Raw genomic sequence first — 15258 nt, forward strand, 5'->3', positions numbered from 1 at the left:
GTTTAACCACTGTTCACGGCTTTTCCGGTGCCGACCCCGTAGGTATCGACCCTTCAGCCCAGTCCGTGCCCCGGAAGCCGAATTCGGGCGTGCGCTTCGCGAAGAATGCCTCCTGTCCGCGGGCGATCTCCGCCTGGTAGGCCTCGTCGAGCCACGGCGGTGGGTTGAAGGCGGAGTCGTCAGTGGCGCTCTCCCTCAGCTCTCCGGACAGGACTGCTTTGGATCCCAGCTGGGACAGCCGTGAGAGCCCGACGATCTTCTCGCCCATCACCTGTGCCGAGTCCAGCGGAGTCTCGGAGACCTCGTGGAAGAATCCGAGCTCGCGCATCGTCTCGAACTTGACGATCGAGGCTGTGACCAGCAGATACCTGGCCCAGGAGTCACCGAGCACGGTGGCCAGGCGGTGGGTTGGCCCCGGTGGGTAGACGAGGCCGAGTTTGGCAGCCGTGACGCCGTAGATCGAGCCGGGGGCCGCGATGCGGATGTCGCAGGCGGCCGCGATCTCGGTGCCCCCGCCCACGCAGTTGCCGGTGATGGCCGCGATCGTCGTGGTGCGGGCATCGGCCACAGCCGCCTCGGCGGTGGAATTGAGTTCCCAGAAGTCGGCGAGGGCGACGTTGAGGTCCGCGATGTCGGACCCGGCGGAGAAGTGCCCGGCCGCGCCCGTGATCACCAGAGCCCCTATCGAGTCATCGGCGTCGATGCCGGCGATGATCTCCGGCAGGGCCCGCCACATCGGACGGGAGATGGCGTTGCGTTTTTCGGGCCGATCAATGACGAGGGTTCCGACTCCACCTGTGACGGTGAAATCGAAACCCTCGAGATCGACCGGACGGTATGTGCCGTCAACGGTCATGTGCGTAGCCTTTCAGCTGTCCCGGTTTTCGGGGACCTCGCGCTGTTCGTGACCGTCGTAGGCGCTCAGCGGACGGATCAGAGCATTGTTGGCCTGCTGTTCCATGATGTGAGCCGTCCAGCCGGTGATGCGGGCCATGACGAAGATCGGCGTGAACTGATCGGTGTCGAAGCCCATGAGGTGGTACGCCGGGCCTGAAGGGTAGTCGAGATTCGGGTAGATGCCCTTGCGTGAGACGAAGTCTTCTTCGAAGGCATTGTAGAGATCGAGGAGATCGGTTGCGCCCTTCGCCGCGACCATGTTCTCGAAGGCCTTGCGCATGGTCGGAACGCGCGAGTCGCCGTTCTTGTAGACACGGTGTCCGAAGCCCATGATCTTGGCCTTCTTCGCCAGGGCGTCGTCGATCCACGCCGATGCCTTGTCGGCGGTGCCGACCTCTTCGAGCATCGCCATGACGGCCTCATTGGCACCGCCGTGCAGGGGGCCCTTGAGGGCGCCGATGCCACCGGCGACTGCCGAGTACAGGTCAGATGTCGTCGAGGTGATGACGCGGGTGGTGAACGTCGACGCGTTGAACGAGTGCTCCGCGTAGAGGATCATCGAGATGTCGAAGCAGCGCACGACAGCCTCGTCGGGAACCTCATCGAAGACCATCTTGAAGAAGTTCGCGGCGTAGTCGAGGTCCTCGGTCGGAGCGACCGGGTCGAGGCCATGGCGGCGACGGTGGTCGATGGCCACGATCGTCGGCAGCTGTGCGTACAGACGTTCAGCCTTGGCCAGGTTGGCCTCTTCGCCTTCGACGTCTGCGTCAGGATCGACGGCGCCGAGGTAGGACACCGCAGTCTGCACCACGTGCATCGGGTGGCAGTCCTTGGGCAGGTCGAGGATGAGCTGGACGAGCTTGTCGTCGACTGTGCGCTGTGAGCGCTCGCGGGCCTTGAACTCGTCGAGCTGAGCCTTCGTCGGCAGTTCACCGTTCCAGATCAGGTAGGCGACGTCTTCGAAGTTGCGCTCGGCAGCGAGTTCCTGCACGGGATACCCGCGGTAGGTGAGCGAGTTCGTTTCCTGGACTACCTTCGAAACTGCCGTGGTGTCGACGACGACGCCGGCGAGGCCCTTCTTGATTTCTTCGGTCACTGGTGACCCTCCTGTGAAAAGTTGAATACGGCTGCGTCAAAATCGTTGTACGCAGCGTAGTCGATCGTGTCGTAGAGGTCCGCACGGGTCTGCATTCCCTCGAGCAGATCCACCTGGGTGCCCTGATCTCGAATGGTCTGCAGGCCCGATTTGATCGCACCCATGGCGAGACGCAGAGTTGTGACCGGGTAGATCACGACTTTGACTCCGACGTTCGCCAACTGCTCGGTCGTGAACAGTTCGCTCTTTCCGAATTCTGTCATGTTCGCCAGAATCGGAACATCCACGCTGCTGGCGAATTTCTCGAACTCGCTCAGGTCGCGCATGGCTTCGGGGAAGATCAGGTCCGCTCCGGCGTCGACGTAGGCCTTCGCGCGATCGATCGCCGCGTCAAGGCCTTCGCCTGCGCGGGAGTCGGTGCGGGCGCTGATGACGAAGTTCTCATCCCGCCGGCCCTTGACGGCGGCGGCGATGCGCTTGCTCATCTCAGCAGCGGTGACAACCTCTTTGCCGTCGAGGTGGCCGCAGCGCTTCGGATTCACCTGATCTTCGAGGTGCATCCCCGAGATTCCGGCGTCTTCGAATTCCTGGATGGTGCGCGCCACGTTCATGGCTTCGCCCCAGCCGGTGTCGGCGTCGATGAAGGTCGGCAGGTTCGTCACACGGGCGATGTTGCGCCCGTGATCGGCCACCTCGGTGAGGGAGGTGAGTCCGATATCGGGCAGACCCATGGCAGCGGAGAAAGCACCACCGGAGATGTAGACGCCCTCGAATCCGGTCTGCTCGATGATCTGAGCGTTGATCGGATTGATGGCGCCGGGGAACTGCACGATCTGGTCACCGGCGAGGAGCTCACGGAACTTCGCGCGGCGCTCGGCCGGGGTTGCGGTTGCCCCCAACATCAGAAGATGCCCTTCGAGCCGGTGTGCTCGAGTCCGTCGACGGTGAAGCTGAGTTCGGCAACACCCTTCGCGTCAAGGTTCTCGAGGTTCTCGGCCAGGTCGATGAAGCGAGTCTGCTCGGCACCGGTGAGGATGCCCTCGGACAGAGTCTTGAACTTCTCGATGTAGTTCGCGCGGGCGAAGGGACGGGCACCGAATGGGTGTGCGTCGGCCACAGCGATCTCGTCGACCAGGGTCGATCCGTCCTCGAATTCGATCTCAACGCGGCCACCGAAGGCCTTCTCATTGGGATCGGTCGAGTGATAGCGGCGAGTCCATTCCTTGTCTTCGGTGGTCTCGATCTTGTGCCACAGCTTGACGGTCTCTGGCCGTCCGGCACGCTCGGGAGCGTAGGAGTGCTCGTGGTGCCAGCCCTGATCCTCCATGGCCACGGCGAAGATGTACATGATCGAGTGGTCGAGGGTCTCGCGGCTGGCCTTGGGATCCATCTTCTGCGGGTCGTTCGCGCCCGTGCCGATGACGTTGTGTGTGTGGTGCGAGGTGTGGATGACGATGCGCTTGATCTTCGTCAGATCCTCGATCTCGCCACCGAGCTTGCGGGCGAGGTCGATGAGCGCCTGGGCCTGGTACTCGGCCGAGTGCTCCTTGGTGTATGTGTCGAGGATCGCGCGCTTGGCCTCACCTGCACCCGGCAGGGGGATGGTGTAGCGAGCCTCGGGGCCTGAGAGGATCCAGGCGATGAAGCCGTCTTCACCTTCATAGATCGGGTTGGGTGCACCCTCGCCGCGCATGGCACGGTCGACGGACTCGACGGCCATCTTGCCGGCGAATGCAGGAGCGTGTGCCTTCCAGGAGGAGATCTCGCCCTTGCGGGACTGACGGGTCGCGGTGGTCACGTGCAGGGCCTGCTGGATCGCCTGGAAGGTGATTTCGGTGTCGAGGCCGAGCATGGCGCCGATGCCGGCCGCTGCGGATGGGCCGAGGTGGGCCACGTGGTCGATCTTGTGCTCGTGCAGGCACATTCCCTTGACCAGGTCGACCTGGATCTCGTAGCCGGTGGCGATGCCGTTGATGAGGTCCTTGCCGCTGATGCCCTTGTGCTGGGCGACTGCAAGGACTGGTGGGATGTTGTCGCCGGGGTGTGAGTATTCGGCTGCGAGGAAGGTGTCATGGAAGTCGAGTTCACGAACGGCGACTCCGTTGGCCCAGGCTGCCCATTCTGGGGAGAAGTGCTCGCCCAGGGGCAGACCGAAGACGGTGGCTCCGGGTGAGTACGGGTGGGTCTGTGCCTGTTCACGGGCGTGCAGCGGGGCCGAGCGGCGCACCGAGGCTGCGGCCACCGAGGCGTTGTCGATGACGCGGTTGATCACCATTTCGGTGACCTCTGAGTCCACCGGAGTCGGGTCTGAGGCGACCTCGGCGATCTTCCAGGCGAGTTGGTCTTCGCGAGCCAGGTTCTCTGAGCTCTTGTGCGTGCGGACTTCATGATCGATCATGGTTAACCCCTTCAAACGTCCTTGACCGTTCAGGTCTTCCAGTGGCAGACACAACTGTAGGCTACGTCACGTCACTGTCACGGTCTGGTCAGAATTTTATCTCGACATCAAGATACTTTACCCGACCGCACCGAGTTCCCACCACCCGGCCTCGCGATGCCGATCCGGCGCCGCTCGCTCGCGCAGCTGCGGCGAGGGAGAGCCGCGCAGTCGCGGTGGAGGAGAACTGCGCAGCTACGGTACGGGAGAGCCGCGCAGAAGTGAGGGCCCAGCCCGGAGAAGCGAGACTCAGCCTCGCAGGGGTGAGCCTGCGATATCGAAGCGGTAGCCGCCGAATTCACCGGAGAGCAAGGGGCGGGCTTCTGCGATCGAGGCCTGGACTTCGGGCAGCTGCAGGGACTCTCGGTGTGCATCCTCGCCCTCCCAGAGTTCGATGACGAAGACGGTGTCGGGATGATCATCACTGACTCCGACTTCATAGCTCAGGCAGCCGATCCGCTTGAGGTAGTCGTTGCGACGAGTGAGGAGAGCAACCAGGACATCGCGCTGTCCGGGCAGTGTCCCGAGGGTGCCGACGTTCGCGAAGACCATGGCCTCAAGGATACCAGCGGACGTGAACTGCATCACGTGCCGATGTGCCACAATTGAGCCATGACGCGCACCGCTCTGGACTTCGACGATAACTGGTTCGACGATGCCGAGTTCGCTCAGCTGCGACGGCGACTGCCCATCCCCTATGTCAATGCGATTCCTGTGCGGGTGGGCGAATCGGGAGACGTCGAGCGGATCGGCCTCCTGCTGCGCAGCCTAGACGATGGAACTCTGGGGCGAGAGGTCGTCGGCGGGCGGATCCGCTTCCACGAGAGTATCCGCTCAGCGCTGATGCGCCATGCAGAGAATGACCTCGGAACGATGGCACTGCCGGTCATTCCGCCTGCGATCGCACCGTTCCACATCGCCGAGTACTTTCCCACCGAAGGCTCATCCCTGCTCCACGACCCCCGCCAGCATGCGATCTCAATGTGCTTCATCCTCGAAGTCCGAGGCGAATGCACTCCTCGTGCGGATGCACTGAGCCTCGATTGGCTGACACCGGAGGAAACGCTGCGCTCGGACATCGTCGGCGAGATGTGCCACGGTCAGGAACACATCCTCCGCTACGCACTGGCCCATATGGGCTTCGCAATCTGACAATTTTTCTACATTACGTAGAAATCCCTGGGTAGACTGAGTCCACGAGGACGGTTCTGATGACGGGGCCATCGTCTTCGTCCGGGTACAGTCGGCCCCCACGGGAGGTCTGCCATGACTGCCGAGAACCGCACCGCTGACCAGACATCGACGAACCTCGGAATCCTCGTCGGTTACGACGGCTCCGAACTCGCCGCGCGCGCCCTCGAGTACGGGGCAACCGAGGCCACTCGCCGCAGCGCCGCTCTCACCGTCGTCGCCGCTTATACCGTTCCTGCGATGATCTATCCGAATATCGCATCAATGCCGGAGGAGAACGAGGAGCAGGTCTCACTCCGAGCGGTCGAGAAACTCCTCGGTGAAGCGGCCGGACTCCTGCGAGACCATGTAGGCAGGGTCTCCTACCGCGCCGATCGGGGAGACGCGGCCGGGGTGCTGAAGGATCTGAGCGCACACGCACGGACAGTGGTCGTGGGAGCGAGAGGCCGCGGCGGATTCATGGGCCGAATTCTCGGCTCGGTTTCCACAGCACTGCCTGCCCACTCCCACTGCCCGACGATCGTGGTCCCGGGCCACCGATCGGAGGCGGACGATGCACCGGTGGTCGTCGCCGTCGACGGCTCGGATGCCGGACGTCTGGCGATGTTCACCGCCGCCGAGGTGGCCAGCTCGCGAAATGCCGCACTCAACATCATCTGCGTCCTCCCAGCCGGCGAGGAATGGCTCTACTGGTACCCCGAGCTGGAGCTGAGCGCCGAGGTCTCCGATCGGAGGAAGAAGCAGCTCGAGGAAGCGCTCGAGGCCGAGGTCGCGGCAGTGGCTCAGCAGTTTCCCGACCTGCAGGTCGAAGCCGAGGTGCCCATCGGAGACCCGACCGAGATTCTCGTCGAAGCCGCAGCGACCGCACAGTTGACCGTCCTCGGTTCCCGCGGACGCGGAGCAGTCCGAAGTGCACTTCTGGGCTCAGTTTCACGTGGAGTCCTCCACCGCGCGGACGGTCCGATCATGGTCGTCCCGAGCTGAGCTGGCGGCGTCAGCGCAGATCGCCGGCGTCCGTCTCTGGAACGTCATTTCCGGCGCGAGTGATCTCAACATCGTCGATCTTCTCGGACGCTGTCTGCGCTTCAGGCTGCTGTGCGCCGCCTGCTGGGACCTCATAGGTCGTTGCCTGCAGCGCTCCGTCACTCACCCGCACTCGGGTGAAGGCTGGGGTGTCGTTGTGGACGCTCTTGGCCTCCCACTCCAACCCCGGAACGTAGTCGTAGAACTTCGAACCCGAGGATGAAGTCAGCGTCAGGTACATCGTCTGCCCTTCCTCCTTCTCCTGCTCGAAGCCGGCATCGGAGCCTTCGACCTTCTTACCCTCGGAGTCCATGAGGAACGTCCGGTTGTAGATGTGGTCGTGACCAGACACCACGAGGTCGATGTCGTTGCGCGCAGCTACCGGTGGAATCGCATCACGCAGCTTCTTCACATCAGGGTCGCTGTTATGCGTCGCGGTCGAATAGATCGAGTGGTGGAAACCGAGGACCTTCCACCGGGCGTCGTCGCCGTGCTCCTTGACGACTTCGTCGATGAATTCGGCATGCTCGTCGCTGTCGCGACTGTTCGAATTGATGTTGATGAACAGAACCCCGGAATCGATGAACCAGTAGTCCCCGCCGGAGGTGATGGCTCCACCTTCGCCGTGGTCCTGGCTGACATTGGGTCGGTTGAAGTGCTGCTCATAGGATTTCGAAGCGACATCATGGTTGCCGATCGTCGTCGCCTGCGGAACGGTTGTCGTCGCCTCGGGTGCCAAGTACTCCTCGTACTGGCCCTGATCATGGGCGGAGTTCACCTGATCGCCCAGAGAGTAGATCAGCTGCGGTCCCTGTGCAGTCGCCAGCGCCGAAGTGAGCGTCCTGTTCCAGCCGGTCGCATCGTCAGGGTTGCCGCCACCGGCACCGATCTGCGGATCGCCGAAGACAAGGAATTCGCTGTCCCCGCCTGCTGTCCGTGTAGCGAACCGCGCCACTGATGAGAAGCCGTCTTCCTCACTTCCGACCTGGTAGACGTATTCGGTGTCCGGCTCCAGCCCGGTCATGCTCGCATGATTGTAGTGGCGCTTGAGATCAGTTGAGAGCCCGGACTTCGTGGTCGCGGCGCGCTTCGCGTCGGTGGGAAGGTCCCGACCCTCAAGTTCGGAAGCCTTGGCCCAGCGGACCTCTCCCCCGCCGGAGCTCTCACTCATCCACGACAGGTTGCGCGTTCGCTCGTCGGCTCCGATGTGGAGGACGGGATCGGTGATCGCTGATGTCCGTTCCTGGCTCTTCGCAGTGGGGTCACTGCCGAGCGTCTCGTTCTGGGCATGTGCCGGAATCGGGGCCGACACGAGCGCCGCCAGCAGCGCCAGCGCGGACAGGAAACTCAGTGGCCTGATCAGATGATGTTGTGCTTTCACCCGATCATTCCTACCCGTCGGTAATGAAGGTTCCACCCCCAACGGGCGGCTGCCGAGTCAACGGCAGGTGAAATTTCGCCACGGGCCGTTGCCGTGAACTGTTGTACAGTTGGCCCTACACGACAGGGGAGCGCCGACAGGGGCGCTGAGAGTGCAGATGAAGCTGCAGACCCTCGAACCTGATGCGGCTAGCACCGCCGAAGGAAGTCGAGACTCTTCTACCCCTCCTTGATATGAGGAGGCACAATGCCAGAAACAGCCGCGCCTGAATCCACTTCGAAGACCGCGCGAAAGCATTCCCACGTACCGGCGACGAAGCAGTGGCGGGTCGTTGACTATGTCGTCACTGCAGTGCTCGGGATCAGCGTCGGGCTCATCTTCTGGGTCCTGGCCCTGAGCTGGAAGGTCCTCGAACTCGGGTTCCAGGCCTTCCCTCCCTCGATCGGCCTCATCGCCGGGCTCTGGGTCCTCGCCGGGCCCTTGGCCGGTGCCATCATCCGCAAACCGGGTGCCGCCCTGCTGTGCGAAATGATCGCCGCCATCGTCGAGGCAGTGCTGGGCTCCCACTTCGGCGCAACCGTCCTGCTGTCCGGACTGGTCCAGGGCCTCGGCGCCGAACTCATCTTCGCAGCCTTCGGCTATCGCAGGTTCACCCTGTGGGTCACGAGCCTGGCCGGCCTCCTGGCCGCCGCGTTCATGTCCGTGAGCGAGAACATCATGTACAACGCCGAATGGCAGTTCGGCTTCCAAGCTGCATACACGGTGTGCGCCATCGTCTCCGGCGTCGTCATCTCCGGCATCGGCGCCTGGTTCGCCTACCGCGCGATCGCGAAGACCGGGGCGCTGAGTTCCTTCGCCTCCGGTCGCCTGCGCTGATGGCCCTGCCGATCGACGCCCACAGCTTCTCGTGGCGCCACGCTGATCGTGAGCAACCTGCATTCGTCCCCCTCGACCTGCACATCGACGCAGGTGAGAAGGTGCTTCTGCTGGGCCCGTCCGGGGCTGGCAAGACCACCCTGCTGCATGCGATCGCCGGGGTCCTGCCCGCCGAATCCGGCGACGCCGCAGGCGAGCTGCTCGTCGGTGATCGACCACCCGATCCTCGCCGAGGTGAGACCGGGCTCGTCCTGCAAGATCCCGATTCGCAGGTGATCTTCTCCCGCGTCGGCGACGATGTCGCCTTCGGAATGGAGAACCTGGGACTGCCTGCGGAGATCATCGATTCCCGCATCTCCACCTCGCTGCGAACGATGGGCCTCGATCTGCCTCATGACCATCCCACCGCAGCGCTGTCCGGGGGTCAGAAGCAGCGGCTGGCGCTGGCGGGAGTCCATGCGATGGCACCACAGGTGATCATCCTCGACGAGCCGACTGCGAATATAGATCCGGATTCGGCCGCGTCCGTTCGGGATGCCGTCCTCGATACGCAGGCGGCCACCTCGGCGACGATGGTCATCGTCGAACACCGGGTCGAACTGTGGCTCGATCACGTGGACACAGTGATCGTCCTCGGACCAGATGGGCTGCTCGCTCAGGGCATACCGAGTTCGGTCTTCGGTGACCCCGAACTCGCCGAGGTGCTTCTCGAGTGTGGAATCTGGGTGCCGGGAACGACAGAATCCTTGGCCGGAGACGATCGGAATCCGGTGGAGTCTGTATCAGGCACTGCTGCGGTGTCTACCGGAGAGCTCGTCCTCAGGACCGAGCAGCTCAGCGTTGCACGACCGAGGGTGAAGGCCCCGGCCGCGACCGGTCTCGATCTGTCCATTCGGGCTGGTGAGGCCGTCGGCATCGTCGGCGCCAACGGGGCCGGCAAGTCGACGCTGGCACTGACCTTGGCCGGCCTCATTCCCGAGTTCGCTGGAGAAGTCAGCGCGCTGGGCTCTCTGCGGGCTGGGGCCAAACATGCCCGGCCCTTCCGCTGGCCCTCAGCTTTTCTGGCTCCTCGTATCGGGCTGGTGTTCCAGGAGCCTGAGCATCAGTTCCTGCGCTCGAGCGTCGCAGAAGAGCTGGCGCTGGGTCCGCGTCTGGCTGGATGGTCAGAGGATCAGGTCGAGGAGCGTGTCGCCGAGCTGCTGCAGGCGCTTGGCCTTGAGACCCTCGATGAGGCGCATCCGCAGGGGCTTTCAGGAGGCGAGAAGCGGCGACTGTCGGTGGCGGCCATGATGGCTCCCCGGCCGCAGGTCCTCATCGTCGACGAGCCGACCTTCGGTCAGGACGCCCTGACCTGGGCAGGATTGGTCGAGCAGTTCCTCGATGTCCTCGCACGCGGATCAACGGTAGTCGCCATCAGCCACGATCATGCCTTCCTCGAAGCGATCGGAGCCAGACGCGTCGTCCTCGGCGGTGCCAAGCAGCCCAGAGTGGAGAAGACCGGAGCTGGAGACACCCGTGAGAGGCGAGAGAATTGAGTGCGGCAACACCGTCACCGGTCGCAGTCCACGACCCTGGTCAGCTCATTCCGCTTAAACGCAGGACGGCGCTGGTCAGGTGCAATCCGCTGACGAAGATCGTGGTGGCGCTCGTCCTCATGGTCGGGACACTGCTGAGTATCGACATGGTCTCGGCGGGAATCGTCCTCGGGTTCTGCCTGCTTGCGCTGCCGGCGACGGGACTCGATCTGCGGGCAGCGCTCCTGCGGTTGTGGTTCCTGCCTCTCGGCGCACTGTTGGCCGCGTGGGGCACGGCGATCTTGGCGGAGAAGACCGGCGCGGTGGTCATCGACGTCGGTCCGATCCTGATGACAACTGGTTCGCTGGGTGCCGCGGGGGCGATCTTCCTGCGAGCTCTGGCTCTGGCGATTCCGCTCATCGTGCTCGCTTCGACCATCGATCCCCGTGACCTGGCGGATGCGCTCGTCCAGCGGCTGCGGCTGCCCGAGGTGGTCGTCGTCTCGGTGCTGGCGGCCAGCAGACTGCTCGGTCTGCTCGTCAGCGAATGGCAGACCCTGGCGATGGCCAGACGAGCCAGGGGCGTAGCCGGCGGTTCGATCATCCGGCGCACGCGCAGTCTGTTCGCCGGCATCTTCGTGCTGCTGGTGCAGTCGATTCGTCGCGGCACCACCTTGGCGATGGCGATGGAGGGCCGTGCGTTCGGTCGTCCTGGGCGGACCTGGCGTCGAGAGTCGACCTTCGGCTCCGGTGACCGTCTGGCGGTGGCGGCGTCTCTGGCAGTCTGTGCTCTTGCCATCGTGGCCGCACACATGCTCGGAACCTGGAATCCGATCGTCGGCGGGAACTAGATCTGGGAGAGAAGTCCCTTCAGGTCTGACCGCCATTCCTCGAGCCTCTCGGCGCTGGGCAGTTTGGAGACTGTGAGGACAAGGAGTGTTCTGTTCTCGTCCTTCGGTTCGGCCGCTGCCTCGAACTTGGTTCCATCCTCGAGATTCGCCCGCCAGAAGGAGCGCTTCTCCGTCTTCGACGTGCGCGCCTCACCGTCGAGGGCCAGGCCTGCCAATGTTCCCTCATCGATGAGGAAGGCGAATCGGGTGATGACGTCATCACGCTGACCGGTCACGGTGCGTGAGACCGCCACGTCGAAGGTGCCGTCGGCACGCTGGCCCGGCACCCGTCTGCCGATCTCTTGCTCGTAGGCCACGACCGCGCCTTGGACCCACCAGCCGTGCTTCTCGACGACACCGTCGAACTGCGGGTAGAGGGCGTCGGCAAGTTCTTTGTGACTCGCCGACGCTCCCCCGGCCGCTTCAAGGCGGGCCCTGGTCTCCGCCCAGGGTTCGCCGAGGGCCTGCTCGATCGCCTGCACATTCATCGCTTTGGTCGCCATGAGTGAAGTCTAGGCAACTATCGCCCAACCGTGAATGCTCAGCGGGCCGATAATGCCCAGAGCTGCAGAGTGGCCTCAGTCGATCTGCAGTTCGCCCATCTCGTCCCAGCCTTCGCCGTCGATCTTGCGGGAGATGATCTTCGGCGTCGACGCCAGGTGCGGACGCATAGCCTCGAGGCCGGCAGCGAAGTGGTCGCTCTTGACGTGGGGCTCGGCCCCTTCGTCGGTGAATGCTTCGATGAGGACGAACTCGTTGTCCTTCTCCAGGCTCTTGGACCATTCGAACCACAGGTTGCCCGGCTCCTGTCGCACTGCCTCGGTGAAGGTGCCCACCGCCTCGGGGAACTTCTCGACGCTTTCGGGCTTCACGTCATACTTCACAACGATGAAAATCATGCTGACCGCTCCTGTGTTTGTGCGAGTTGAGTCGAACCGTGTCCGTCCGACGCAACCAGCCAATCATGTTTCCCGCGCAGCACCAAGAGCCACCCTGCCTTCACAGCTTCGATGATCGTCCGCGTTCACGCACGTTCGGCAATGAGCACGAGGAAGCCGGAATCAGGCTCGAAGGGGTGGAGTTCCCAGGTCGAGAGCTGGAGGTTGACGAGCATCCCGGTCGACTTCACATCGTCGATGAAGTCCGCGAAGTCGTAGCCGCGGCCGGCCCCGAAGCCGGCGACGAAGCGTCCGCCGGATTTCAGCGTCGATCTGATGTTCGACAGAGTCTGGCGACGTGAGGCGGGATCGAGGAAGGACAGGACGTTGCCGGCGCAGAACGCCACGTCGATGTCGTTGATGCCCGCATCTGCGAAGTCGAATTCGGCCAAGTCGCCGGTGTGCCATTCACCGCTTGGGAAGTCCTCCTCGGCGACTGAGATGAGGAACTCATCGAGGTCGACGCCGTAGACCGTGTGCCCTTCGCTGATGAGCAGGCCACCGGCACGACCGGTGCCGCAGCCGGCGTCGAGGATACGTGCCCCACGCGGTGCCATCGCATTGACGAATCTCGCCTCTCCCCCGATGTCGTGGCCGGAGGCGGCGAGTGTGCGCCACCGCTCGGCATAGTTTGCGGAATGGTCGGGATTGGTCTCACGGATGCGGTTCCACTGATGATCGAAGCTCATGGCCCCATCCTAGGACGAAAGACTTCGGCCACCACCTCGGCGACGGCGGCGACCGGATCTGCCGGGTCCGGGGAGGTCAACACGATGATCTCCCTGCCGCCCGCCTCGTCGATGGGATGGAGGTCGACGTCGGGCCCGCCCAGGGACATCATGATCGGCGTCGCCAGGGTCAGCCCGAGTCCCGTGCCGGCCAAGGCGAGCGCGACGGCTGTGTCGGTGACGATGTGGGTCTCCTTCGCAGCGATCCCCAGCGCCGAGGTGGCCAGGCGCATAGCTCGGCCGAAGAGCTCTTCGGCCGGCGGCAGAATCCAATCGGCTTCGGCCAAGTCCTGCCGTGTGGGACCCGGCGCGCCCGCGGGCACGACTATGCCGAAGTCCTCACTGGCCACTGTCGTCCACCTCAGGCCCCGCATGGGCGGCAGCGGCACGGCCGGATAGTTGATCCCGATCCCTAAGTCGATGGCTCCATCGATGACGGCCGCCGACATCGTCTCGACATTGATCTCGCGGGCCCGGACCTCGATGTGCGGGTGCTGTTGGCCAAGGAGGCGCACTATGGACGGCAATGCCCTCGTCGATGCCGAACCGAAGACGCCGAGCGTGACGATGGCCTCGCTGCGGAAGTCTCTGCCCAGCATCGCCATCTCTGCCTGCTTCTGGGCGGCGAGGATGCTTCGGGCGCGCGGGAGCAGCGTTCTGCCCGCTTCGGCAAGGACCATCCCCCTGCCTCGGCGAACGAACAGCTCGGAACCGACCGCGCGGCGCAGAGCGCTCATGTGCTGCGAGACCGCCCCGATGCTGTAGCCCAACTGTTCCGCGGCTCGGGTCATCGACCCAAGTTCGGCCACCGCGACGAAGGTGCGCAGCTGCCCCAGAGTCCATGCCATGGCCACAGCCTAACTGTTTTCAGGTTACCTAAAAACAGTTTTCATAAACTCGCCCTTGTCCTTAAACATGACTGGAACCACAATGGGCAGTGAGCCGCAATACGCCGACATCGACGTCGGCGCTCCCCGTTGCCGCGACGACCAAGGACGGGCGTTCGCAGCAGAAGACAGTGAGGTGGAAGTTGGAGAGCACATCACCGACAGGTACGGCCCCGACGAGCGCCGAGGTGGTCATCATCGGTGCCGGGGTCATGGGAGCATCCATCGCCTATCACTTGGCCGAACACGGCGTGAAGGACATCGTCCTCGTCGAACGCGACGTCCCCGGTTCGGGGTCGACGTCGAAGGCCGCCGGCGGGGTGCGCTGCCAGTTCTCCGATGAGGTCAACATCGCCCTGTCCACACGCAGCCTTGAGGTGCTGCGCAGCTTTCAGACCGAATTCGGCGTCGACATCGATCTGGTGAGCAATGGGTACCTGTTCCTGCTCGACTCCGCCGAGGATGCCGAGACCTTCGCCGCCAACGTCGAACTCCAGCAGCGGATGGGTCTGGATTCCCGGATGCTCACCGTCGCCGAGGTGGCTGAGTTGGCCCCGTACATCGATACAGGGGGACTCGTTGCCGGTGCCTTCAATCCCGGAGACGGTCATTGCACTCCTGAGGCCGTGGTGTCCGGGTACGTCAATGCCGCACGGAACCTGGGTGTGCAGGTGCTCAAGAACTGCGAGGTCACCGGGTTCGAAACCGCCGGCGGTGACGGTTCGGTGGGCAGCGCCGGTTCGAACAGCGGTCACAGAGTCAGCGCGGTGACGACGAGCAAGGGCAGGATCGAGTGTGCGCAGGTCGTCTGTGCCGCCGGCGCCTGGTCCGGTCTCATCGGTGAGGCGGCCGGGGTCGATCTGCCGGTCAGACCCCTGCGCCGCGAGATCATGGTCAGCGAACCCGTGGATGAAACGCAGCTGGGCATCGACCTGTCGCGGATGCCCTTCACCATCGACTTCTCCACGAGCTTCTACGTCCATCCGGAGGGTCCGAGCCTGCTCTTCGGCTGCCCGGACGAGACGGACGTGTGGGAATTCGATGACAAGCGCAACCCGGACTGGCTGCCCACCCTGGCAGAGCTCATCGAATCTCGGGCTCCGGCCCTAGGCGATGTTGAGGTCAAGCGCGGCTGGGCGGGACTCTACGAGATGACGCCCGATCACAATGCGCTCATCGGTGAAGCGGAGGAACTCACAGGCTTCTTCTATGCCTGCGGATTCTCCGGCCACGGGTTCCTCATGGGCCCGGCAGTCGGGGAGGTCGTCGCCGACCTCATGACCGGCCATCAGCCCTTCGTCGACGTCTCGGGCCTGGACAAACGACGCTTCGCCACCTCCGGTCTGCGCAAGGAGCTCAACATCGTCTGACACCCAGCCCCCACCACTGCGATCGACCGT

At 63.9% G+C, this 15258-nt stretch carries 16 protein-coding genes and 1 riboswitch; of the genes, 6 read left to right on the top strand and 10 right to left on the bottom strand.

Annotated features, from left to right (window positions below; translation table 11 throughout):
- Nucleotides 1–13 precede the first annotated feature (13 nt).
- From FO013_RS08015 to FO013_RS08035, 5 genes are all read right to left on the bottom strand, one after another.
- Nucleotides 14–856 carry an enoyl-CoA hydratase/isomerase family protein gene (locus FO013_RS08015; protein WP_143922029.1) on the bottom strand — a complete coding sequence of 281 codons (843 nt, stop codon included), beginning with the start codon at nucleotides 854–856 and terminating at the stop codon, nucleotides 14–16.
- A gap of 12 nt (nucleotides 857–868) precedes the next feature.
- Nucleotides 869–1993, bottom strand: coding sequence for a bifunctional 2-methylcitrate synthase/citrate synthase (locus FO013_RS08020; RefSeq protein ID WP_143922030.1), 1125 nt, complete (start codon nucleotides 1991–1993; stop codon nucleotides 869–871).
- Nucleotides 1990–2895, bottom strand: coding sequence for a methylisocitrate lyase (gene prpB, locus FO013_RS08025; RefSeq protein WP_143922031.1), 906 nt, complete (start codon nucleotides 2893–2895; stop codon nucleotides 1990–1992). Before prpB ends, FO013_RS08020 begins: the two co-directional genes overlap by 4 nt.
- Nucleotides 2895–4391, bottom strand: coding sequence for an MmgE/PrpD family protein (locus tag FO013_RS08030; RefSeq protein ID WP_143922032.1), 1497 nt, complete (start codon nucleotides 4389–4391; stop codon nucleotides 2895–2897). The genes prpB and FO013_RS08030 overlap by 1 nt, the downstream gene beginning before the upstream one ends.
- 288 nt (nucleotides 4392–4679) lie before the next feature.
- On the bottom strand, nucleotides 4680–4982 hold the full coding sequence (locus FO013_RS08035) for a putative quinol monooxygenase (protein ID WP_143922335.1): 303 nt from the start codon (nucleotides 4980–4982) through the stop codon (nucleotides 4680–4682).
- Between the two features lie 60 nt (nucleotides 4983–5042).
- On the opposite strand from FO013_RS08035, the gene FO013_RS08040 reads away from it, so the two are divergent.
- Together FO013_RS08040 and FO013_RS08045 are read left to right on the top strand one after the other, a co-directional pair.
- Nucleotides 5043–5582, top strand: coding sequence for a DUF4916 domain-containing protein (locus FO013_RS08040; protein WP_143922033.1), 540 nt, complete (start codon nucleotides 5043–5045; stop codon nucleotides 5580–5582).
- A gap of 114 nt (nucleotides 5583–5696) precedes the next feature.
- Nucleotides 5697–6605 (top strand): universal stress protein, encoded by a 909-nt coding sequence (locus FO013_RS08045; RefSeq protein WP_143922034.1) that lies wholly within the window; start codon nucleotides 5697–5699, stop codon nucleotides 6603–6605.
- 10 nt (nucleotides 6606–6615) lie between these two features.
- Here FO013_RS08045 and FO013_RS08050 read toward each other — a convergent pair whose 3' ends face one another.
- On the bottom strand, nucleotides 6616–8025 hold the full coding sequence (locus FO013_RS08050; RefSeq protein ID WP_143922035.1) for a purple acid phosphatase family protein: 1410 nt from the start codon (nucleotides 8023–8025) through the stop codon (nucleotides 6616–6618).
- A 114-nt stretch (nucleotides 8026–8139) separates the two neighbouring features.
- Nucleotides 8140–8248, top strand: a riboswitch (TPP riboswitch).
- A gap of 23 nt (nucleotides 8249–8271) precedes the next feature.
- Between FO013_RS08050 and FO013_RS08055 the strand changes: the two genes are divergently transcribed.
- From FO013_RS08055 to FO013_RS08065, 3 genes are read left to right on the top strand one after another with little or no spacing between them, the layout of a single operon-like run.
- Nucleotides 8272–8901, top strand: coding sequence for an ECF transporter S component (locus FO013_RS08055; protein WP_143922036.1), 630 nt, complete (start codon nucleotides 8272–8274; stop codon nucleotides 8899–8901).
- Complete coding sequence (locus FO013_RS08060; protein WP_143922037.1) at nucleotides 8901–10436, top strand: ABC transporter ATP-binding protein; 1536 nt, start codon at nucleotides 8901–8903, stop codon at nucleotides 10434–10436. The genes FO013_RS08055 and FO013_RS08060 overlap by 1 nt, the downstream gene beginning before the upstream one ends.
- Entirely contained in the window at nucleotides 10433–11266 is an 834-nt protein-coding gene (locus FO013_RS08065) for an energy-coupling factor transporter transmembrane component T family protein (protein ID WP_143922038.1), read from the top strand. Before FO013_RS08060 ends, FO013_RS08065 begins: the two co-directional genes overlap by 4 nt.
- Here FO013_RS08065 and FO013_RS08070 read toward each other — a convergent pair.
- The 4 genes from FO013_RS08070 to FO013_RS08085 all read right to left on the bottom strand — a co-directional run bounded on the left by FO013_RS08070 (nucleotide 11263) and on the right by FO013_RS08085 (nucleotide 13819).
- Complete coding sequence (locus FO013_RS08070; RefSeq protein ID WP_143922039.1) at nucleotides 11263–11808, bottom strand: hypothetical protein; 546 nt, start codon at nucleotides 11806–11808, stop codon at nucleotides 11263–11265. The genes FO013_RS08065 and FO013_RS08070 overlap by 4 nt on opposite strands.
- 75 nt (nucleotides 11809–11883) lie before the next feature.
- The gene (locus FO013_RS08075) at nucleotides 11884–12204 is read right to left on the bottom strand and encodes a putative quinol monooxygenase (protein ID WP_143922040.1); all 321 of its coding nucleotides are present in this window, start codon (nucleotides 12202–12204) and stop codon (nucleotides 11884–11886) included.
- Between the two features lie 125 nt (nucleotides 12205–12329).
- The gene (locus FO013_RS08080; RefSeq protein WP_143922041.1) at nucleotides 12330–12932 is read right to left on the bottom strand and encodes a class I SAM-dependent methyltransferase; all 603 of its coding nucleotides are present in this window, start codon (nucleotides 12930–12932) and stop codon (nucleotides 12330–12332) included.
- On the bottom strand, nucleotides 12929–13819 hold the full coding sequence (locus FO013_RS08085) for a LysR family transcriptional regulator (protein ID WP_143922042.1): 891 nt from the start codon (nucleotides 13817–13819) through the stop codon (nucleotides 12929–12931). The genes FO013_RS08080 and FO013_RS08085 overlap by 4 nt, the downstream gene beginning before the upstream one ends.
- Before the next feature lie 89 nt (nucleotides 13820–13908).
- On the opposite strand from FO013_RS08085, the gene FO013_RS08090 reads away from it, so the two are divergent.
- Nucleotides 13909–15228 (top strand): NAD(P)/FAD-dependent oxidoreductase, encoded by a 1320-nt coding sequence (locus tag FO013_RS08090; protein ID WP_260848055.1) that lies wholly within the window; start codon nucleotides 13909–13911, stop codon nucleotides 15226–15228.
- Nucleotides 15229–15258 lie beyond the last annotated feature (30 nt).

The sequence above is a fragment of the Brevibacterium aurantiacum genome, assembly GCF_007558825.1.
Lineage (GTDB): Bacteria > Actinomycetota > Actinomycetes > Actinomycetales > Brevibacteriaceae > Brevibacterium > Brevibacterium aurantiacum_A.

Bases quoted from the DNA above. Each gene is read 5' to 3' on its own strand.
- FO013_RS08015 (WP_143922029.1), bottom strand. From the start codon at position 856: ATGACCGTTGACGGCACATACCGTCCGGTCGATCTCGAGGGTTTCGAT.
- prpB (WP_143922031.1), bottom strand. From the start codon at position 2,895: ATGTTGGGGGCAACCGCAACCCCGGCCGAGCGCCGCGCGAAGTTCCGT.
- FO013_RS08030 (WP_143922032.1), bottom strand. From the start codon at position 4,391: ATGATCGATCATGAAGTCCGCACGCACAAGAGCTCAGAGAACCTGGCT.
- FO013_RS08035 (WP_143922335.1), bottom strand. From the start codon at position 4,982: ATGGTCTTCGCGAACGTCGGCACCCTCGGGACACTGCCCGGACAGCGC.
- FO013_RS08040 (WP_143922033.1), top strand. From the start codon at position 5,043: ATGACGCGCACCGCTCTGGACTTCGACGATAACTGGTTCGACGATGCC.
- FO013_RS08045 (WP_143922034.1), top strand. From the start codon at position 5,697: ATGACTGCCGAGAACCGCACCGCTGACCAGACATCGACGAACCTCGGA.
- FO013_RS08055 (WP_143922036.1), top strand. From the start codon at position 8,272: ATGCCAGAAACAGCCGCGCCTGAATCCACTTCGAAGACCGCGCGAAAG.
- FO013_RS08060 (WP_143922037.1), top strand. From the start codon at position 8,901: ATGGCCCTGCCGATCGACGCCCACAGCTTCTCGTGGCGCCACGCTGAT.
- FO013_RS08070 (WP_143922039.1), bottom strand. From the start codon at position 11,808: ATGGCGACCAAAGCGATGAATGTGCAGGCGATCGAGCAGGCCCTCGGC.
- FO013_RS08075 (WP_143922040.1), bottom strand. From the start codon at position 12,204: ATGATTTTCATCGTTGTGAAGTATGACGTGAAGCCCGAAAGCGTCGAG.
- FO013_RS08080 (WP_143922041.1), bottom strand. From the start codon at position 12,932: ATGAGCTTCGATCATCAGTGGAACCGCATCCGTGAGACCAATCCCGAC.
- FO013_RS08085 (WP_143922042.1), bottom strand. From the start codon at position 13,819: ATGGCATGGACTCTGGGGCAGCTGCGCACCTTCGTCGCGGTGGCCGAA.